The sequence below is a fragment of the Clostridium sp. CTA-19 genome, from assembly GCF_054767855.1.
In genome coordinates this window covers 190,855-213,809 of sequence record NZ_BAAABH010000001.1, presented here as the reverse complement: position 1 = coordinate 213,809, position 22,955 = coordinate 190,855, and the positions used below count along the sequence as shown (strand labels likewise).

General features: G+C 29.0%; 18 protein-coding genes. All 18 read right to left on the bottom strand.

The window, feature by feature from the left end; translation table 11 throughout:
- Positions 1–42: 42 nt before the first annotated feature.
- Positions 43–1,365, bottom strand: coding sequence for a 30S ribosomal protein S12 methylthiotransferase RimO (gene rimO, locus ACYUE0_RS01005; protein WP_199868722.1), 1,323 nt, complete (start codon positions 1,363–1,365; stop codon positions 43–45).
- 202 nt (positions 1,366–1,567) lie between these two features.
- Complete coding sequence (locus tag ACYUE0_RS01000; protein ID WP_207710399.1) at positions 1,568–3,844, bottom strand: DNA translocase FtsK; 2,277 nt, start codon at positions 3,842–3,844, stop codon at positions 1,568–1,570.
- Positions 3,845–4,307: 463 nt separating this feature from the next.
- On the bottom strand, positions 4,308–5,042 hold the full coding sequence (locus tag ACYUE0_RS00995) for a ClpP family protease (protein WP_061995020.1): 735 nt from the start codon (positions 5,040–5,042) through the stop codon (positions 4,308–4,310).
- Positions 5,043–5,100: 58 nt separating this feature from the next.
- Positions 5,101–6,294, bottom strand: coding sequence for an aspartate kinase (gene dapG, locus ACYUE0_RS00990; RefSeq protein ID WP_061995021.1), 1,194 nt, complete (start codon positions 6,292–6,294; stop codon positions 5,101–5,103).
- A gap of 13 nt (positions 6,295–6,307) precedes the next feature.
- A complete protein-coding gene (locus ACYUE0_RS00985) occupies positions 6,308–6,583 on the bottom strand; it encodes a YlmC/YmxH family sporulation protein (protein ID WP_010292723.1) in 276 nt (91 codons plus the stop codon).
- Positions 6,584–6,658: 75 nt separating this feature from the next.
- Positions 6,659–7,933 carry a M16 family metallopeptidase gene (locus ACYUE0_RS00980; protein WP_061995022.1) on the bottom strand — a complete coding sequence of 425 codons (1,275 nt, stop codon included), beginning with the start codon at positions 7,931–7,933 and terminating at the stop codon, positions 6,659–6,661.
- 305 nt (positions 7,934–8,238) lie between these two features.
- Positions 8,239–10,347, bottom strand: a complete 2,109-nt coding sequence (locus ACYUE0_RS00975; protein WP_061995023.1) for a polyribonucleotide nucleotidyltransferase — start codon at positions 10,345–10,347, stop codon at positions 8,239–8,241.
- A 102-nt stretch (positions 10,348–10,449) separates the two neighbouring features.
- Positions 10,450–10,713 (bottom strand): 30S ribosomal protein S15, encoded by a 264-nt coding sequence (rpsO, locus tag ACYUE0_RS00970; protein ID WP_010292729.1) that lies wholly within the window; start codon positions 10,711–10,713, stop codon positions 10,450–10,452.
- Between the two features lie 123 nt (positions 10,714–10,836).
- Entirely contained in the window at positions 10,837–11,799 is a 963-nt protein-coding gene (locus tag ACYUE0_RS00965) for a bifunctional riboflavin kinase/FAD synthetase (RefSeq protein WP_061995024.1), read from the bottom strand.
- An 11-nt stretch (positions 11,800–11,810) separates the two neighbouring features.
- On the bottom strand, positions 11,811–12,698 hold the full coding sequence (truB, locus tag ACYUE0_RS00960; RefSeq protein WP_199868719.1) for a tRNA pseudouridine(55) synthase TruB: 888 nt from the start codon (positions 12,696–12,698) through the stop codon (positions 11,811–11,813).
- A complete protein-coding gene (locus ACYUE0_RS00955) occupies positions 12,699–13,658 on the bottom strand; it encodes a DHH family phosphoesterase (protein ID WP_460269173.1) in 960 nt (319 codons plus the stop codon).
- 5 nt (positions 13,659–13,663) lie between these two features.
- The gene (gene rbfA / locus ACYUE0_RS00950) at positions 13,664–14,008 is read right to left on the bottom strand and encodes a 30S ribosome-binding factor RbfA (RefSeq protein ID WP_010292736.1); all 345 of its coding nucleotides are present in this window, start codon (positions 14,006–14,008) and stop codon (positions 13,664–13,666) included.
- 17 nt (positions 14,009–14,025) lie between these two features.
- Positions 14,026–16,095 (bottom strand): translation initiation factor IF-2, encoded by a 2,070-nt coding sequence (infB, locus tag ACYUE0_RS00945; protein WP_199868717.1) that lies wholly within the window; start codon positions 16,093–16,095, stop codon positions 14,026–14,028.
- 17 nt (positions 16,096–16,112) lie between these two features.
- Positions 16,113–16,430, bottom strand: coding sequence for a ribosomal L7Ae/L30e/S12e/Gadd45 family protein (locus tag ACYUE0_RS00940; RefSeq protein WP_460269172.1), 318 nt, complete (start codon positions 16,428–16,430; stop codon positions 16,113–16,115).
- Positions 16,417–16,686: an RNase P modulator RnpM gene (gene rnpM / locus ACYUE0_RS00935; RefSeq protein WP_061995028.1), complete on the bottom strand. Its 270-nt coding sequence runs from the start codon at positions 16,684–16,686 to the stop codon at positions 16,417–16,419. Before rnpM ends, ACYUE0_RS00940 begins: the two co-directional genes overlap by 14 nt.
- A 9-nt stretch (positions 16,687–16,695) precedes the next feature.
- A complete protein-coding gene (gene nusA / locus ACYUE0_RS00930; protein WP_460269171.1) occupies positions 16,696–17,796 on the bottom strand; it encodes a transcription termination factor NusA in 1,101 nt (366 codons plus the stop codon).
- 15 nt (positions 17,797–17,811) lie between these two features.
- A complete protein-coding gene (gene rimP, locus ACYUE0_RS00925; RefSeq protein ID WP_061995030.1) occupies positions 17,812–18,273 on the bottom strand; it encodes a ribosome maturation factor RimP in 462 nt (153 codons plus the stop codon).
- Positions 18,274–18,606: 333 nt separating this feature from the next.
- The gene (locus ACYUE0_RS00920) at positions 18,607–22,950 is read right to left on the bottom strand and encodes a PolC-type DNA polymerase III (protein ID WP_460269170.1); all 4,344 of its coding nucleotides are present in this window, start codon (positions 22,948–22,950) and stop codon (positions 18,607–18,609) included.
- Positions 22,951–22,955 lie beyond the last annotated feature (5 nt).

The following is a 22,955-nucleotide window of genomic DNA, read 5'->3' as shown; positions in this document are numbered from 1 at the left end:
AACACAACTCCCACTAAATATTTTTAAAACTTAACTTTAAAGCTATTTTTCCAATACAGCTATTAAATCATACTCTAATGCTTTAATAATTTTCACTTTAACAAATTGACCAATTTTTAACTTTTCCTTAGATTCTATAAATATTTCCCCATCTACATCTGGACACATAACAGAGTTTCTACCTATATAGACTTCTCCATCTTTGCTTTCTACTAAAACATCATAGACTTTTCCAACCTCATTTTTATTAACTTCTTTAGATATTTTTTGCTGTGTTTGCATAATTTGATGATATCTCTCTTCCTTTATTCCTTCATCAATCTGATTATCCATTTCTGCAGCTACAGTATCTTCTTCTTGTGAGTAAGTAAATACTCCTAGTTTATCAAACTTTATTTCTTTTACAAACTCATTTAATTCATTAAAATCTTCTTCACACTCTCCAGGGAACCCTACTATAAGAGTTGTTCTTAAAACTACATCTGGTATTTGCTTTCTTAATTTTAGTATATTTTCAGTTATATTTCTTTTTCTTCCTTTTCTACGCATTGATTTTAATATATTATCACTTATGTGTTGTATTGGAATATCTACATATTTACAAACTTTATCATTAGTTGCAAATTCATTTATTATATCATCTGTAAGTTCTTCTGCATAACAATATAAAACACGTATCCATTTAATACTATTTATTTTAGATAATTCTTTTAATAAAATATGTAGGCTTTTCTCTTTATATATATCTATTCCATAACTTGTTGTATCTTGAGCTACTAATATTATTTCTTTATAGCCATTTATAGCTAATTCTTTTACTTCCGAAATTATATCTTCCATTTTTCTACTTCTATATCTACCTCTTATTTTAGGTATAGCACAATATGCACAGGTATTATTACAACCTTCAGCAATTCTTACATAAGCAGTTGTACTGCCAGTTGTAATTATTCTTTTTCCTACATTTATATTAGAATCACTATAATTTGTATATGCTATTTGTTTATTAGTTTTTAATACTTTTTCAACACTTTCAATTAATTTATCATAATCATTAACTCCTAATATAATGTCTAATTCAGGAATTAAATTTAAAAGTTCACTTCCATATCTTTGAGTTAAACATCCAGTTGCTATTAAAACCTTACAATTTTCCTCTTTAAATCTTGACATTTCCAATATAGTATTTATAGATTCTTCTTTAGAACTTTCTATAAAACCACAAGTATTTATAATTATTATATCCGCATTTTCTGGTTCATTAACTACTTCATATTTTTCTTTTACTTTACCAACTATTATTTCAGAATCTATTCTATTCTTATCGCAACCTAAATTTACTACTCCTACTTTTAACTTGTTCATTTATTTCCTCCTGTTTATTATATATAATTGGAAGTTTTTCATTAGTTTTATAGTATAACACTTATATTTAAGAAGAATATTCTATAATTTTTCTTAAAGTTTAGAATATAATCATATTTGTACTAATTATAATATAGATTATTTAACCTAAATTCAATATTACAATTACATTATAACCTTATATTACAATTTTTAAAACATTTTATATTTCTTCCTTACTTAATAAAACTTGTCTTGGTTTACTCCCATTTCTCCCAGATATAATTCCGCGTTCTTCCATTTGGTCGATAATTCTTGCCGCTCTATTATATCCTATTTTTAATCTTCTCTGCAACAGTGACGTAGATGCTTGTTCTTCCTCAACTACTATTTTTATAGCTTCATTTAAAAGCTCATCACATTCACTATCTTGAGATGGTTTTATTCCCTCTTCTATTTGCTCAATTATTTTTTCCGAATACACATGTTCTTCAATTTGATTTTTTATAAAACTGACAACTCTTTCCACCTCTTCTTCTGATACAAAGGCTCCTTGTATTCTTAAAGGTTTAGATTCCCCAACTGGATAAAATAACATGTCTCCTTTTCCCAGTAATTTTTCTGCCCCAGATGAATCTAATATAGTTCTAGAGTCAATTTGGCTTGAAACTGCAAAAGATATTCTTGAAGGTATATTAGCTTTTATAACTCCTGTAATTACATCTACAGAAGGCCTTTGTGTTGCTATAACTAAATGCATTCCTGCCGCCCTAGCCATTTGTGCCAACCTTCCAATATAATCTTCAACATCATGCGGACAAACCATCATAAGATCTGCAAGTTCATCTATAATAATTATTATCCATGGAAGCTTCTCTTCTACGATTCCTTTAGATGCCATTTCATTATATCCTTCTATATTTCTTACTCCACTATCTGCAAAAATTTTATATCTTCTTGTCATTTCATTTACTGCCCAGTTTAATGCCCCTGCTGCTTTTTTAGGATCAGTTACTACTGGAATTAAAAGATGTGGAATTCCATTATATACATTTAATTCTACAACTTTAGGATCTATCAACACTAATTTGACTTCATCAGGTGAATATTTATATAAAATACTCATAAGTAATGTGTTTATGCATACACTTTTACCAGATCCTGTAGCTCCTGCAACAAGTAAATGAGGCATTTTAGTAAGATCTGATATAATAGAATTTCCTGCTATATCCTTTCCTAAACAAAATGCTAAATTTTTATTAAAATTATTAAATTCCTCAGATTCTATTACTTCTCTTAAGTATACCGCTGAAAGTTCTTTATTAGGCACTTCTATGCCAACAGCTGCCTTTCCTGGTATAGGTGCCTCTATTCTTACTCCTGAAGCCGCTAAGTTTAGAGCAATATCATCTGCTAAATTGACTATTTTACTTACTTTTACCCCTGCACTAGGTTGAAGTTCAAATCTAGTTACTGATGGACCTTTTGTGACTTGTGTAACCTTTGCTTCTACTCCAAAACTTTGCAGAGTATCTTGAAGTTTACTTGCACTATTTAAAAGTTCTTTTTTATCACCCTTTTTTAATTGACTTTGATCATTTTTATAAAGCAAACTAATATCTGGATTTTTATAATTTAAAATCTTATTATTATTAAAGTCATTTATATTTAATTCTTCTACTTTTTCCTCTTGACTTAAATTATATTTTTTTATTCCATGAAGGCTATTTTTTCCTTTTTCATCTGAATTTTCAAAAGCAAAATCTGTATTATCACAATTTTTATCTTCTTCTTTTAAAAATTCTATAATTTTTATTTTATTATCATCATTATTCTCTTTTTTATTTGTAAGGTCAAAAAATGGGTTATCTAATGATATGTCTTCTGTTACTGCAACGGTATCATTTATTGGTATATCGTTTTTTATAATTGTATTCTCAATGTTTTTATCTGAACTTTTAATTGTTGAACCGAAATTGGTAACCACATTTTTTGTGGTATGAATCATTTCTTTAATAGTACTATCTTTAATTAAAATTATTGCTAATAAATATACTGTTACAAATATAATATAACTTCCTATACTTCCTAAAAGTTTATATATTGGAAGAGTTATAAGATATCCTAGAACACCTCCATGAACTACAGTATAAGAATTATAAACTAACTTAAGACTTTCCATTAAGTTCCCATCTACATAATATTTAGGCAATGTAACCATTTGTACTATAAGAATAGTATCTATAATAAATAAAATTATTCCACAAACTTTTTTAGAAAAATCCATTTTGCCTTTAGTTATATAATTAAACCCTACAAAAATTAATATCAGTGGTAAGACATACGCTCCTATACCTACAATTCCAACTAATAAACTATAAAGAAATACTCCTAAAACGCCTGTAAAAGATTCTTTTTGATTAAAAAGAGTAGAACAAAGACTTAGCAATATTATTAGTGCTAATACTATTAATAATATTCCTTTCATTTCCTTACTCATAGATTTCGCTTGTTGTTTTTGTACTTTAGCTTTTGTCTTCTCTGACCTTTTTTTACCTTTTGTGCTATTTTTTGCCACTGTATCACCTCCGACATGATATATTTTAATTCTGTAACATAAGATAGAAACACAGTAATTAGATTTTTAAATACATATGTAAAACCTTTATTTTTAATTTAAAACTTATATTGATTACCATATACACCTATAGTATCCATTATAACCTTTTACGATATTTAAATCCATTTCATGAAATATTTTCATCTTATTCTTAAATAACATTATATATTATACTATATATATTTTATCTTTATATATATTTTTTTTAAATGATATCATGTTTTTAATATAAAATAATGCTTGTACATTTTTATATTAAAGTAAACTATTGATATAATTTACAAGTACTTTTGAATATAAACCACCTAATTTTAATTTCAAACTAAAAAATAGGTCAAAAGACCTATTTCAAGTTTGTTTTTATAAGCGCATTTAACTTATTTAAAGCTTGTGATATTCCACCAACTTCATCAATTAAACCACATTCTACAGCTTGTTTTCCTATAAGTATAGTTCCCATATCATTTAAAAGTTCATCAGTTTGAGCCATCAGCCTTCTTAATTCATCTTCTGAAATTTTAGATGTCCTAACTATAAACTCTACTATTCTGTCTTGCATTTTTCTAAAATATTCAAATGTTTGTGGAGCTCCTATAACCAAACCATTCATTCTTACTGGATGAACTATCATTGTTGCTGTAGGTGATATAAAAGAATAATGTGATGATGTTGCTAGTGGCACTCCTATAGAATGCCCTCCACCAATAACTAAAGACACTGTAGGTTTTGTCAAACTATTAATCATTTCAGCTATAGCAAGACCTGCCTCTACATCTCCACCTACTGTATTTAATACAACTAGTATACCCTTTACATTTTTATCTCTTTCCATTGCAATTAATTGTGGAATTACATGTTCATATTTTGTAGCTTTTGTTTGTGGAGATCCCACATTATGGCCTTCAATTTGACCAATTATAGGCAATACCTGTATACTTTCATCTACTTCTGGAACACTTTGAACCCCTAATTCCTTAATATTTTCAATATTTTCACTAGCTCTTATCTCATCTTCATTTTTTTCTACTTCATTTACAACATTCTTTGTTACTTCCTTTTCTTCTTTTTCTAAATTCATAAAACAACCTCCCTAAATGACATACTTATATTCTGTGCATTTAGGGACATGGTTATACTTATTGTTCTAAATTAAATTCTTTATGAAGGAGGTTTATAGCTGACTGTGTGTTTATTTCCTCTACTAAACACCAAATTGTCATATGCGAGTCTGCTGTTTGTAAAACCTCTATGTTTCCTTTCGTTAATGCCTTTAATATTCGTGCCATTACCCCTGGAACACCTTTCATTTTAGAACCTATTACAGCTATTTTACTGCAATTTTCTATATAAGAATACTCTAAGTTAATTTCTTTTAATATATATTTAAATTTATCTAAATCTTTACTTTCTATAGTAAAGATTTTTTGTTTCGGAAATACACTAATAAGATCTATACTTATATTTTCATTTGCTAAAATTTCAAATAAATCTATATATTCTTCAGTTCCATTGTGACTTACTGTTATTTGTACTCTATCTTTAATATGTGTTATCCCAGTAATAATACTGCTAGATAAATCACAAATTTCATTTGATATTGTAGTTCCTTCACAATCACTTAATGTATTTTTGATAACTAATGGGATCCCATATTTCTTTGATATCTCCACAGCTCTTGGATGTATAACTTTTGCTCCTTGATCTGCAAATTGAAATACCTCATCATATCCTATTTGTTTTATAAGGGCAGCTTCAGAAACTATTCTTGGATCTGCAGTCATTATTCCATCTACATCTGTATATATATGAACTTCCTTAGCATTTAACCCCGCTCCTAAAATTGCACCAGTAACATCGCTTCCGCCTCTCCCTAATGTTGTTAAATATCCATCTTCTCCAATTCCTTGAAATCCTGCAACAACTGGCACAATTCCTTTTTCTAACAGCTCAAGTATTCTCTTAGACTCAACATTTAATATAGTTGCATTTCCATAAGTATTATCTGTTTGTATTCCTGCAAGTCCTCCTGTTAATGGAACAGCATTAATATCCTCATTGTATAATTCGTTACACATTACTACTGTACTTATTATTTCTCCACACCCTAAAATAGCATCTGTCGCTAACAAATTGCTTCTTTTAAATTCATCATCTAATAATTGAAGTAATGTGTCAGTTGCATAGTTATCTCCTTTTCTTCCCATAGCAGAAACTACAACAACTGGACTATACCCATTTTCTATAGCAGATTTAACCTTTTTTACAACTAATTTTCTATTATTTTTACTTGAAACAGAAGTTCCTCCAAATTTTTGCACTAGTATCTTCATTAATACACCCCCGTTATATATGAGACCTTTTTAAAACTTCATCTTCTACATCAATTATTATAGTTCTTGATCCAATCTTCTTCACATGTTCCCATGGTACTTCCATAAGTCCATTACTTTTTAAAAAGCTAAATCCAGATTTATTTTCATTTAATAATAATAATTTTAATACACCTTGTTCATCTATAACAATATCGTTATTAGCTAAAAAATTGTATTTATCTCCGTCATTGATATTTATAATCTCATATCTCTCCATTTCACTTAAATATTTAATATTTTCCTCCATAGTTACCCCCCATTTCTTTTATGTGTATAAAGATAACTATGACTGTGTCTTTATATTTATGATATAAATTGTCTATTATTTTTCTATATTAAGTACATTTTCTTTATAACATTCATTTAATACATCTATATTCTTACCTACAAATGCTGCATTAACAACACCCTGTTTGAATGTTTTTTCTAGTACTCTCTCCACACTATCCATATCTATTTTATCAATTTTTTTTATTACATCCATAGGTGTATTTATTTTATTTTGAAACATAACGGATTTTCCATTACTAAACATTCGGCTACTAGTACTTTCTAATCCTAATATATAATTTCCCTTTAATTGTTCTTTAGTTTTAGCTAATTTATTATTATCTATTTTCTTATTAGCAAACTTATATATTTCACCCCTTATTGACTCTATAGCATGTTTAGCATGTTTAGGATTTAATCCAGCATAAACATTAATTAAACCATTATTAACATGTGAAGTCATATACATATATACTGAATAGCATACACCTAATTCTTCTCTTATTTTCTGAAATAATATAGATGATGCACCCCCACCTAAAATGTTAGATAATAATATAGATGTATACAAATCGTCATCGCCTACTTTAAATCCATTCAATCCCAAATTTATATGGAGTTGTTCTATATCTTTTTTTCTAAAACAATTGTTTTTTAAAATTTTTGGCGTTGAATATAAAGTTATATTTTTATTTACTGATTGCCATTTTCCAAAATAATTCTCTACTAATTTTTCTATATTTCTCATGTCTATTCTTCCACATATAGATATTACACAGTTTTCTGGTATGTAATGCGCTTTAACATACTCTATTAATAAGGCTTTACTAAATGATTTTACAGTAGACTCGTTTCCTAAAATAGGAAGTGACAATCCATCGTCTCCCCAAGCAGCCTTCGCATGTAAATCTGCAAGTACATCTTCCGGATTATCTTCACTCATATTTATTTCTTCTATTACAACACCTTTTTCTTTTTCTATATCATCTTCATTAAATAAACTATTAAATAACATATCAGATAAAATTTCCAACCCAAGATCTAAATGTGTATCCAAAGTTTTTATATAATAGCAAGTAGCCTCTTTACCTGTAAAAGCATTTATTTGACCACCTACATCTTCAATTTCTTCTGCAATTTCTTTAGATGTTCTATTTTCTGTGCCCTTAAACAACATGTGTTCTATAAAATGCGATATTCCATTATTGCTTAAATTTTCTTTCCTTGATCCATTTTCTACCCATAATCCTATAGAAACTGAATTAAAGTGCTCAATATTCTCAACAACTACCCGTAATCCATTATTAAGTCTAAATAAATTATACATTTTCTTCTCCTTGTTGAAGGTATTTTTAAAATTTATTATAAATATAATCTATATTTTGGTAAAAATCAATATAAACAATTTTATTTTTATATTTAATTTAAATCCTCTGTTATACGTTCTTATACTATTATTTAAAATAATAGCACTATATATACCTATAAAAAACATTATATACTTTACTTTTTAAAATTTAAATGTAATCACATATATAAGAGTACATTTATAATAAATTTTAATTCAACTTTTTTGTTTAACTATATAATTGCATAAAAAAATAAAAAGGCAATAAGCCCTTCTATTTATAATTACTTCTCTTCGTTATTACCCTGAGTATCTTTAATTGCATCTTTTCTTGAAAGATTAATTCTTCCTTGGTTATCTATTTCAGTAACTTTTACCAAAATCTCATCACCAACTGATACAATATCTTCTACTTTGTTTACTCTTTCTGCATCCAATTTAGATATATGAACTAAACCTTCTTTTTTAGGCATAATTTCTACAAATGCTCCAAATGCGGCTATTTTAGTTACTTTACCTAAATAGATTTCACCAACTTCAACTTCTTTAGTTATATCTTTTATCATCTTTACTGCTGCATTAGCACTTTCACTGTCATTAGACATTATAACTACTTTACCATCATCATTAGTATCTATTTTTACCCCTGTGTCAGCAATAATTTGTTTTATTGTCTTTCCACCAGGTCCTATTATATCTCTTATCTTATCTGGATGAACAGTAATACTATACATTCTCGGAGCATACTGAGATAACTCTTCTCTTGGCTCTGGTATACAAGTTTTTATCTTATCTAAAATATAAAGTCTAGCAATTTTAGCTTTTTCTATAGATTGTCTTATACAATTTTTAGATAAACCTTTTATTTTTGTATCTACTTGTATAGATGTTATACCCTCTTCGGTACCAGCTACTTTAAAGTCCATATCTCCAAAGAAATCTTCTATTCCTTGAATATCAGTTAAAACTTCTTCTTCACTTAAATCTTCACTAGTTATCAATCCCATTGCTATACCAGCTGCTGGTCTTTTTATTGGAACACCTGCATCTAATAGTGCTAATGTACTACCACATACACTTGCTTGAGATGTTGAACCGTTTGAACTTAAGACTTCTGAAACTAATCTTATAGTATATGGGAACTCTTCTATTGAAGGTATAAGTGGTTCTAAAGCTCTTTCAGCTAAAGCTCCATGTCCTATTTCTCTTCTTCCTGGTCCTCTTAATGGTCTAACTTCTCCTACGCTATAAGCTGGGAAATTATAATGGTGCATATATCTTTTGAATTCTTCTTCACCTAAACCATCTATTATTTGAACGTCTCCTAAAGCTCCCAATGTAGCAACGGTCATAACCTGAGTTAATCCTCTTGTAAATAATCCTGTACCATGGGTTCTAGGTAATATTCCTGTTTCACAGCTGATTTTTCTTATTTCTTCAAAGCCTCTTCCGTCTGGTCTTCTTCTTTCTTTTAGTAACATATTTCTTACTACTTCTTTTTGAATACCATATATAACTTCAGCTATATCACTCATTTTATCTTCATATTTTTCACCAAAGGCTTCGTTTATTTTTTCTTTAATTTCAGAAATTTTTACATTTCTTTCATCTTTATCAGTGATATACATAGCTTCTTTTAACATTTCGAAAGAAAATTCTCTTATATCTTTTTCTAAACTTTCTTCTACTTTATGAAGTTCTGGTGTAATTTTTTCTTTTCCAAACTTAGCTCTAGCTTCCTCTTGGAATTTTACCATTTGTTGACATTGATCAAATCCATAATTTATAGCTTCAATCATAGTCTCCTCTGGTATTTCATCTCCACCAGCCTCTATCATCATAACTCTATCTTTTGTAGCACAAACTGTTAATGATAATGAACTTTTTTCTCTTTCAGTTACTGTAGGGTTTGTTACAAATTCTCCGTCTATAAGTCCTACTGAAACTGTTCCTACTGGATCTACAAATGGAATACTTGATAAATATAATGCAGTTGATGCTGCATTCATCGCTAAAATATCTGGAACATTATCTTGCTCTACAGATACTACAGTACAAACAACTTGAACATCATTTCTATATCCCTTTGGAAATAAAGGTCTTATAGGTCTATCTATAGCTCTACCATTTAATACCGCTTTTTCCGAAGGCTTACCTTCCCTTTTTATAAATCCTCCTGGAATTTTTCCTACTGAATATAATCTTTCTTCATATTCAACACTTAGAGGGAAAAAGTCTATTCCTGCTCTAGGTTGTTCTGATGCATTTACATTAACAAGTACAACTGTGTCTCCATAATTCATGAAGAGCGCACAATCGGAAAGCATTCCTACTTTGCCATATTCAACCTTCATTTGTCTTCCTGCCACAGTAGTTTCTAATGTGTGAATCATTTGTTTGCCTCCTTTCAATTATTATAATTACTATATTATTTGTAACTATATTATTTGTTTTTTTCATTTACCTAAAATAATAGAGCGGCACAGCCGCTCTAATTATTTTCTTATTCCTAACTCAGCTATTAAAGCACGATATCTTTCTATATCTTGCTTCTTTAAGTAGTTTAAAAGACCTTTTCTTTGTCCAACCATCATTAGTAGACCTCTTCTTGAATGGTGGTCTTTTTTGTGAACTTTTAAGTGCTCAGTTAATTCTTTTATTCTTGCGCTTAATAAAGCCACTTGAACTTCTGGTGATCCTGTATCTCCTTCTGTTCTTGCGAATTTAGCTATTATTTCTTGTTTTCTTGCCTTATCCATGTGTAAAACACCTCCGATTGTAATATCCCCTTATTCCAAGTAGCCCGTTGGCAATTCAGTAAACTTAGCATAAGGTTCAAAGAAATTATATCAAATAAAATTATCTTTGTAAATTATTTATTGCTAATTTATATTTATATTTAGTTTTATACTTATATTTTTGACAAATTCTTTATCTTTATTCAATTGATTTACCAAATCTTCTATTATATTGAATCTTTTTTCTTCTCTAATTTTATGTACAAAATATAATTCTACAGATTCACCATAAATTTCTTTATCAAAGTCAAAAATATTTGTCTCTACGCTAAGATTTTTTCCATTAACTGTAGGATTAAATCCTATATTAGTCATAGCATGATACACGTTACCTTTATATCTTACTAATGTATAGTATACACCTCTACTAGGTAATATTAATTTGCTATCATACTTTAAGTTTATAGTAGGAAACCCCATTATTTTACTGCCTATTTGTTTTCCTTTTATAACATTACCTGAAATTGAGTATGTTCTTCCTAGCATTTCATTTGCTTTTTCTAGATTGCCTTCTTTTATATATTTTCTTATTTTAGAACTGCTAATTACCTCATCTTCTATTTTTACTGGCTCAACTATACAAAGAGAAAAATTTAATAATTTACTATATTTTTTCAATAAATTAACATCTCCTAAATTTTTATATCCAAATTTATAATTAAATCCTACAACTATACCTTTTACATTATAAGTTTTAACTAGTTTTGTTATAAATTCTTCTGGAGATATTTGCATAAGTTTTTTGTCAAAGGTCATAAAATTCAAAATATCTAATCCTAAATTTTCTAGCACCTTAATTTTATTTTTATTATCCATAATAAGTTTAGGTGCTATAACACTATTTATAGTTACTAATGGATGAGGATAAAATGTACAGACCATTGACTTTGCATTTTTACTTTTATTGCTTAAATTAAATTTTCTAGTCATTTCAATTGTTTGCTCTACTAGTTTTTGATGCCCCAAATGTATTCCATCAAAACTCCCCAATGCAACAAAAGTATCTGTGTTTATTTTTTCAGAAAAATTATCCCTCAATACTTTCATACATAATACCTCTAAATTAAAATTTTTATTAATTTAAATCCTATCTCTGTTTTCCTACCTATTGCTATTAAATCATTACTTTCATTATAAATTCTATGTATTTTAAAATCTTCAATATTATCAATGAAACTTCTATCTTTTACAGCAACACCATTTAAAAGTAATTTTTCAAATTTATTATTTACTATTAATTTAGGATAATCTAAAAATGCATTTTCAACTGGAACAATATACTGCTCTACATTGTCTTTATGTAAATCTTTTATATTTATACTATTTTCTTTAGTAAATCTACCAGTTGATGTTCTTTCTAAATCTGTCATAACTGCACCACATTGCAATTTTTCTCCTATATCATAGCATAAACTTCTTATATATGTCCCTTTAGAACATCTTACTTTAAATGTTGCATATGGTATATCTATATTTTCTATAGTAATATCATGTATTTTTACATCTCTTGCTGCTCTTTCTATTTCTATACCTTGTCGTGCTAATTCATAAAGTTTCTTTCCATTAACCTTTAATGCAGAATACATAGGAGGTACCTGTTTTATATCCCCTTTAAAAGAGTTTATAGCAGTTCTTACTTCATTTTCTGTAACATTTACTTCAAATGTTTTTATTACTTTACCTTCAACATCGTAAGTATCTGTTACTTCTCCAAGTTTTAGTGTAGCAACATACTCTTTTGTACCTTCCATTATATAATCTATTATTTTAGTGGATCTTCCAAAACATACTGGTAAAACCCCACAAGCTTGTGGATCTAAAGTCCCACAATGACCAACTTTCTTTTCTCCCAATATTTTTCTTAAATCCCTTACAACATCAAAAGAAGTCATATTTTTAGGTTTATAAATATTTAATATACCACTTTTTTTATTACTAAAACTCATTTATATCAACTCTTTTTCTAATATAGCTATTAATTTTTCTTTAATTTCTTCCATAGTAGATTCATAGTAAAATCCTGCTGCTCTAACATGTCCACCGCCATTAAATTCTTCTGCAATTTTTCTTACGTCCACTTTTTCCTTTGAACGCAAACTTACTTTAACCCCATTATCTGCCTCTTTTATAAGAGCAGTAACATCTGCACCCTTTATTTTAGTTCCAAAAATCAATAAATCCGATGTATCACTTTGTTCTAACCCAAGAGATTCTAAATCTGTTTTGTTTAAGTACATAAATACTGCATTATTTTCACATTGCATTTCCATTTTATCTATAACTTTTCCATACAATTTTACTCTATTAAATTCTTTGTTATCAAAAATTTTTCTATGAATTTCACTAAAATTTAAACCATTTTCTATAAGATAACCTGCAATTTCATGAGTAACTTTTGTTGCGTTACTATGTCTAAAAGATCCTGTATCAGTAAGTAATGATGTGTATATTCCCGCTCCCATGTCTTCTGTTATATGTATTTTAAGCATTCTTATAATGTTAAATACTATTTCTCCTACTGCCGCAGACTCAATACTTACATAATTAATATCTCCATACATTTCATTGGACATATGATGATCTATATTAATTATTGAATATTTTCTATTTTCAAAATCCAATTCTGCATTAATTCTTTTTTTGTCTCCACAATCTAAAACTATAACTAAATCAATATTTTCTTGTGGTTTATATTCCTCTATGTTAATTTCTTCAGCTACTTTCAAATAAGAGAAAGTATTTGGTATTTCTTCTTTACAAAGCACTTGCACATTTTTATTTAAACTTTTAAGCGCTAACATTAATGCTGTTGCGCTTCCTAGGGAATCTCCATCTGGTGATACATGGAAAGTAATAGCTATGCTATTACTTTCCATAATTTTTTCTACAACTTTTTCTAAATTCATACTAACTATTTCTTTATTTTATCAAATAAAGATTCTAGATGCATTGCTTTATCTAGTGTTGTATCTAATTCTATAATCACCTGTGGTACTTGTCTTAACTTAACATTTTTCCCTATTTCTTTTCTTATAAATCCAACTGAACTTTTTAATGCTGCAAGTGAGTCTTGTTTTTCTTTTTCATTTCCAAAAATACTAACATATATTTTAGCATAGCTTAAATCTTTACTTACGTCTACATCAGTTACGCTTACCATTGCAGTTAATCTAGGATCTTTTATTTTATTTTGTATGGTATTACTTACGTCTTTTTTTATTTCTTCGTTTATTCTACCGCCTCTATAATTTGCCACGTAACTCACTCCTTAAACTATATTTGTTTTGGTTTAATTTCTTCCATGATGTATGCTTCTACTATATCTTCTTCTTTAATATCATTGAATTTTTCTACGCTTAAACCGCATTCAAATCCTGAAGCTGCTTCTTTAACATCATCTTTAAATCTCTTTAATGAAGCTAGCGTAGATTCAAATATAACTACACCATTTCTTATAACTCTAACACTAGAGTTTCTTGTAATTTTACCATTTAATACATAACATCCTGCTATAGTACCAATGTTAGATATTTTATATACCTGTCTTACTTCTGCTCTACCTTGGATAACTTCTTTATATTCTGGATCAAGCATTCCAAGCATAGCTGCTTTTATGTCTTCAATAGCATCATATATTATTCTATATGTTTTTATTTCAACACTTTCTTTTTCCCCAGCAGCTATAGCATTGTTATCTGGTCTTACATTAAATCCTATTATTATCGCATTTGAAGCTGTTGCTAATGTAACATCTGTTTCTGTTATAGCTCCAACCCCACCATGTATTACTCTTACTTTTACATTGTCTGTTGAAAGTTTTTCTAAAGATTGTCTTATAGCTTCTACTGAACCTTGAACATCAGCTTTAACTATAACACCTAGTTCTTTAACTTTACCTTCTTGTATTTGACTATATAAGTTTTCCATTGAAACCTTATTAGAAGCTGTAAAGCTTTCTTGTCTAATTTTTTCTTTTCTATTATCAGCCATATTTCTTGCAGTCTTTTCATCTTTAACTACATTAAATCTATCTCCAGCTGCTGGCACTTCAGATAATCCTAAAATTTCTACTGGTATAGATGGTCCGGCTGATTTTATTTTCTTTCCTTTATCATCTATCATAGCTCTTATTCTACCGTAAGTAGTTCCAACTATTATAGAGTCTCCAACATGTAATGTTCCATTTTGAACAAGTAATGATGCTACTGGACCTCTACCTTTGTCAAGTTTAGCTTCAATTACTGTACCTTTTGCTCTTCTATCTGGATTTGCTTCTAATTCTAACATCTCAGAAGTTAAAACTATCATTTCTAATAGCGTGTCTAAACCTTCTCTAGTATGTGCAGATACAGGTACACAAATAGTATCTCCACCCCAGTCTTCCGCTACTAATCCATGTTCTGTTAATTCTTGTTTAACTCTATCTGGGTTTGCTGCTGGTCTATCCATTTTGTTTATAGCAATAATTAGAGGTACTTCTGCTGCTTTACAGTGGTTTATAGCTTCAATTGTTTGAGGCATTATTCCATCATCTGCTGCTACTACTAATACAACAACATCTGTTATTTGCGCTCCTCTTGCTCTCATAGCAGTAAAAGCTTCATGTCCAGGAGTATCTAAAAATGTTATTTTTTGACCATTTACATCTACAGTATAAGCTCCTATGTGTTGAGTAATTCCTCCAGCTTCTGTAGCTGTAACTTTAGAATGTTTTATAGCATCTAAAAGTGATGTTTTACCATGGTCAACGTGACCCATTATTGTAACAACTGGTGGTCTTTTTTTCATTTCTTCATCTTCTAATTGAATGTCTTCAACTTCTATTTCTTCACCTAGTTTTCCAGCTTCTTCTTCTTTTAATACAGCAAATGCACCAAACTTTTCTATTACTTTTTCAGCTATGTTAAAGTCTATTTCCTGGTTCATATTTGCCATTACACCTAAAAACATTAGTTCCTTAATTACTTCAACTGAAGATTTATTTAATTTTTCAGCTAAATCTTTAACAACTATAGTGTTTTCAATTTCAATAACTTCATCTACTGAATCATCGTCTGCTGAATCGTCATCTCTACCATCTCTATTTTTGCCTTTGTTTTTGTTTTTCTTTTTGTTTAATTTATTAACACTTTCATTTTCTATATGTTCATAAATTTCAACTATGTCGTTTTCTTTTGACTTATTCTCAGCAAAAAGTTCCTTAATTAATTCAGCATCTTCCTCATCTATGACACTCATATGATTTTTTGCTTCAACACCAAATTCTTCAAAAAGAACCGTTATTAATTCTTTACTTGAAACACCTAATTCTTTAGCTAATTCGTATATTCTTGTTTTCGCCAAAGCTTTCACCTCCAAATTTATATGCTTTTGTGATTATTCCATAATTCTATAAGCCTTTTGCTCATATTATCATCTTTTACACACAGTACATTTATCTCTTCTCTACCTAGTGGTTTTCCTAATTCATTTTTAGGAATATCCTCTATTAGTTGTACTGATTTTTCTTCCGAAATTTTTTTAAATTTCTTCTTAGTATTCTCTGCGCATTCTTTTGACAATATTATAAGATAAATCTTTTCTCTTTTTATTGCCTCTTCACATTTATTGTAGCCTTCTATTAAGTTTCTTGATTTTTTCGTTAAACCTAAAAATTGATAAAACTTATTGTTCATCATTTATCTCTTCCTTTAGCTTTATAAAAACCTCTTCGTCTATATTTACTTCTAAATTTCTCTCTAATCTCTTGGCTTTTATAGCTTTTTCAAGGCAATCAATACTTTTGCAAATATAAGCTCCTCTGCCTGGCTTTTTACCTGTCATATCTATAGAGATTTCTCCATCTTTATTTCTTACAACTCGTATAAGTTGTTTTTTATCTTTCATTTCCATACAACCAGTGCACATTCTTTGAGGTACTTTTTTTACCTTCATAGTTATCACCTACTCTTGAATTTCTTCAACTATTAAAAGTTCTTCATCATTTTCTTCAATAATTTCTAAAGCTTGTGATTTGCTTTTTATGTCTATTTTCCAGCCAGTAAGTCTTGCTGCTAATCTTACATTTTGACCTTCTTTACCTATAGCTAATGATAGTTGATTGTCATCAACTACAACTTTTGCACTCTTAGTCTCTTCATCAACCTTCACTTCTAATATTTTAGCTGGACTTAAAGCATTGGCTATATTTTCTTCAGGTAATTTACTATATTTTATTATATCAATTTTTTCATTTTTAAGCTCATTTACAATGTTTTGCACTCTTATTCCTTTTGGTCCAACACAAGCACCCATTGCTTCTACATTGTCATCATTTGAATAAACTGCTATCTTAGTTCTTGAGCCTGCTTCTCTTGCTATGCTTTTTATTTCTACAATACCATTGTATATCTCTGGAACTTCTCTTTCGAATAATCTTTTAACTAAACCTGGATGAGTTCTTGAAACTATTATTTGAGGCCCTTTTGTGCCATTTTTAACTTCTACTATATATAAACTTAACTTTTCATTGAAGTTATATTCTTCACCTGGCATTTGTTCATTAGGTCCAAGTATAGCTTCTATTTTTCCTAAGTTTATAAATACATTACCTCTATCTTTTCTTATTATTGTTCCTGTAATTATATCAAATTCTTTTTCTTTGAATTCATTATATATAATAGTTCTTTCTGCTTCTTTAATTCTTTGAATAACAACTTGTTTTGCTGATTGAGCTGCTATTCTACCAAAGCTTCTAGGAGTAACCTCCATTTCAGCTATGTCTCCAATAGTATATCTTGGGCTTATTTCTTTTGCTTCTTCTAAAGATATTTCGCAAGTTTCATCATATACTTCTTCTACAACTTCTTTTTGAGCATATACGTGAGTTTCTCCTGACTCTCTATCCATTGTAACTTTTACATTTTGTCCGTTTACAGAAGAGTTCGCATAATTCTTCTTATACGCTGCAACTAACGCATCCTCTATTGTAGTAAATAATAAATCTTCACTTATTCCCTTTTCATTTACAATTTCTCTAAGCGCATCTATAAATTCTTCATTCATTTTTAGTTATCCTCCTTATAGCGATGGGTTTAAAGTAACTTGTGATACTTTTTCTCTTGGAATAACTATTTCTTCACCTGAAATTTCTATTACTAAATTTAAAGTATCAAATTTCTTTAATACACCTTCATATTTTTTCTTCCCATTTAATAATTTTTTCAAGTTAACTTTAACATCGTACCCTATGTATTTTTCAATATGTTTATCTGTAAATAATGTTCTAAATATTCCTGGTGATTGAACTTCTAAAGTATACTCATCTGTTATAGGGTCCTCTATATCTAAAACATCACTTAACTCTCTACTAACCTTTTCACATTCTGAAAGCGATATTCCTTTTTCGCTATCTATATAAACTCTAAATATATATTCGCCTGCTTCTTTTACATATTCTAGATGATACATTTCACATCCACTTTTCTCAACTATTGGCTGTGCTAATCCGTTAAGCTTTTCAACTAAAATACTATTTTCCATACATTAACCTCCTTTTAACTTTTTATGAAGTTATACTGTCTAACTTCACTTTTTATTATAGAATGCATAAATATATGATATGTTCTATTGTCTAATGAATTCCACTGAATTTACTTTTTATTATATGACAAAACGCAACCTTAAAGTGTTGCGTTTCAATAAATAGAGAGTAGGCATAACCTACTCTCCCAAAAGTACAATTATCTCAAATCACTAAACCTTAGTGTTAGTATATCATAAAAAACAATCTATTTCAAGGGAATTTAAATAGGTATACTCTTACACCTATTTTGCTCTATTTTTCTAAAATTAATAACAAATAATCAAATTTTTTTAAAATAAACTTAATTGATTGGTTTCTGGTAAATTTTCTAATGCACCATGATTATCTAAAGATTCTATAACAGTTTTAGAAACTGCACTTCTTTCTTTTAAATCCTGTTTAGAAAGAAATTCTCCATGTTCCCTAGCTTCCATAATACTTTTAGCAGCATTAACACCAACACCTTGTAATCCACTAAGTGGTATTCTTATATACTCACCTTCTATTAAAAATTTAGTTGCATGAGACACATATATATCTACTGGCAAAAATTTTATATTCCTTTTATACATTTCATAGGATAATTCTAATATTGTCATTAAACCTTTTTCTTTTGGTCCTACCTTATTACCAAGTTCAGCTATTTCATCCATTTTTGCCTTTATGGCTTCCTCTCCTTTTATAACAACATCTCCATCAAAATCATCAGCCCTTACAGTAAAATACGTTGCATAATATGCTTTAGGATAATAAACCTTATAATAAGCAATTCTAACTGCCATCATAACATATGCTGCAGCATGGCCTTTAGGAAACATATATTTTATTTTTTTACAAGATCCAATATACCAATCTGGTACATTATTATCTCTCATTATTTGTTCATGTTCTTCTGAAAGTCCTTTTCCTTTTCTTACTTTTTCCATAATATTAAAGGCTATTTTAGGTGGCAACCCTTTATATATTAAATAAACCATAATATCATCCCTTGTTGATATACAGTCTTTTAGTGTAGTAAAACCTTCCTTAATATAATATTGAGCATTGTTAAGCCAAACATCTGTACCATGTGATAATCCAGATATTCTTACAAGATCTGAAAAAGTTTTAGGTTTAGTATCTAGTAGCATTTGTCTTACAAATTTAGTACCAAACTCTGGAATTCCATAACTACCAACTTCACACCCCAATTCCTCTACTGTTACTCCTAAGGCTTCTGGTGATGTAAATATACTTAAAACCTTAGGGTCTGAAAGTGGTATTGTTTGAGGGTCAAGACCTGTTATATCCTGAAGCATCCTTAATACAGTCGGATCGTCGTGACCTAGTATATCTAATTTCAGCAGCCTACCACTTATAGAGTGATAATCAAAATGAGTTGTTATTATATCGGAGTTAGGATCATCTGCTGGATGCTGTATAGGACAAAAATTATATATTTCGTTGTCGCTTGGAACTACCATTATACCACCTGGATGCTGTCCACTTGTCCTTTTAACTCCACTACATCCAATTGTCAATCTATCTATCTCTGCTGATGGAACATTAATCTCTTTTTCATCTAAATATTTTTTTACAAAGCCATATGCAGTTTTTTCTGCAATTGTTCCTATAGTACCTGCTTTAAAAGTATGCCCTTCTCCAAAAAGCACCTCAGTATATCTATGTATGTCTCCTTGGTTGTCACCGGAGAAGTTAAGGTCTATATCTGGCTCCTTATCTCCTTCAAAACCTAAGAAAGTTTCAAAAGGAATGTCATGTCCATCTCTAATATATGGAGTTCCACATTTCTCACAATTTTTTTCTGGCAAATCAACTCCAGAAGCTACTGAACCATCCATAAAAAACTCACTATGTTTACACTTTGGACAAACATAATGTGGCGGCAATCCATTAACTTCCGTTATATCTGTCATTGTAGCAACAAAAGAAGATCCTACCGATCCTCTAGACCCAACCAAATACCCATCTGATATTGACTTTGCAACTAATTTATGAGCTATAAGATAGAGCACCGCATATCCATTGTTAATTATAGAGTTTAACTCTTTGTCTAATCTCTTTTGTATTACTTCAGGTAAATCATCTCCGTATATCCTTTTTACATTTTTCATTGTCATATTTCTGATATCTTCATCAGCACCTTCAATTTTAGGTGGAAATGTTTCATCTGGAATTGGTTTTACCTCTTCAATCATATCTGCTATTTTATTTGGATTTTCTATTACTACCTCTCTAGCTTTATCCTCTCCTAAATATGAGAATTCCTTTAACATTTCTGTAGTAGTTTTAAAATATAGTGGTGGCTGGTTATCTGCATCTGAGAATCCTTGCCCTGCCATAAGTATCCTTCTAAAAACCTCATCATTAGGATGTAAAAAGTGCACATCACCTGTAGCTACAATTAATTTATTATATTTTTCTGCAAGTTTATAAATTTTACTGTTTATTTCTCTTAGCTGATTATCATCTTTAACTGTTCCATTTGCAATCAAAAATTTATTATTACCTATTGGCTGTATCTCTAAATAATCATAGAAATTCACTAGTTCCTCCATTTCTTCAAAAGATTTACCTTGTAATACCTCTTTATATATTTGACCCGCCTCACAAGCAGATCCAATTATAAGTCCTTCTCTAAACTGTTCTAAAAGACTTTTAGGTACCCTCGGCCTTCTATGAAAATATTCTAAATTAGATTTTGATATAACTTTATATAAATTTTTTATGCCTACTTGATTTTTTGCAAGTATTATTATGTGATAAGTAACAGCCTTTTTTATATCAAAATTTCCTAAAAACTCTTTATTTAACTTATATACATCAAATATTTCCTTTTCTTTTAACATATCTAAACAATGTAGTACTATTTCTGCTGTTGCTTTTGCATCATCAACAGCTCTGTGATGATTTTCTAAAGATATACCTATATGCTTACATATTGTATTTAACTTGTATCTTTTTAAATCTGGAAATAAAAATTTTGCTAAAGGAATAGTATCCATTATTGAATTTTTAAATTCTATTTTGATTTTTTTGCAATTAGCTTTTATAAAGGATGTATCAAAAGGAGCATTATGAGCTGCAACCATCGAATCTCCAACGAACTCTAAAAATTTAGGTAATACATTCTCTATAGAATCTGCATCTTTAACCATACCATTGGTTATTCCTGTAAGCTCTGTTATTTTATAAGGAATAGACCTATTAGGATTTACAAATTCATTAAATTTATCTACAATTTGATTATCTCTAATCTTAACTGCCCCTATTTCAATGATACAATCATTTTCACTAGAAAATCCTGTAGTTTCTAAATCAAATACTACGATATCTTCATTTAACTTCCTATTTTCATCAGCTATTATAATGGGTACTCCATCATCAACTAAATAGCCTTCCATCCCATATATAACTTTTATATCTTTTCCTTTAGATGCATTCATAGCTTCTGGAAATGCCTGTGCCACACCATGATCAGTTATTGCAATAGCCTTATGACCCCATTTTATAGCTGTATTTATAAGTTTGGATGCTGATACCAATCCGTCCATTGAACTCATATTTGTATGTGCATGAAGTTCTACTCTTTTCTCTTCACTTATATCATTTCTTTCAATTCTAGCCATTTTGTACATATGTTTCCCCATAAGTACTATTTCTCTTGCATAAGTATCGTATATAACTTCACCACTAACTTTACAGTGTAGTCCTACCTTTAAATTTTCCTGAAGTTTTTCTAATTCTTGATTTTTAAGAAAGCATTTTACCATTATGGAACTAGTATAATCTGTAATACAAAACGTAGGTATAATTCTCCCTGTTTTTGTTTCTATTATTTCAACTTTAAATATATCGCCAATTATGGATACAAATCCAGAAGTTTGATCTAAGTCACAAATTTGTGTTGGTTCCGTTGTAACATGACGCCCAATAATTAAATTCTCATCATTAGCATCTTTAGAGTTATCAAATCTTGGCTTTCTGTAAGAATTTACGCTTCCATTATTATTTTGCATTGAAGATTTTGGTTTGCTGTTTTCTGTAGAATTGCTTTTATGCTCTATATTGGTATTTTTCATAACTTCTTGTATTATATTTACATTTTCTTCTTCTTTTTCTTTAAAATAATCCACCGTTACAGTATTGTCATTAATTATTTTTATATGCCCATCTATACCATATACTTTTCTTAATGTGGACTTAATAGTTTGTTCCATATGTTTATTTTTTAATATATCGCATATGAATTTATTAGAAATTTTTATTTTTACAGTATTATCTTCAACTTCTTTTTCACAACTTAATAAAGCAGTTCTCACTGTTGGATTTTTTACTGTAACATCATTTATAAGATCTGTCCAATACATAGTACATACTTCTTGTAAATTTGCAGCTTTTATATCTACATACCATATATACTCTATATTTTTAAATACTTTTAATGCCTTATAAAGTATTAGCTCTACCTTATCTTTTATATCTTCATTTAGTCCACTGTCACCACTTAAGTATATTATTAGTTTTTCCGTTTTTTTAAGGTACTGAATCCTCAGTACCTTAATTTTATAATCAGAAATATCCTTATTTTCATCTAAATGATCTTTTAAAAGTTCAACTAGGCTTTTATTCATATTTT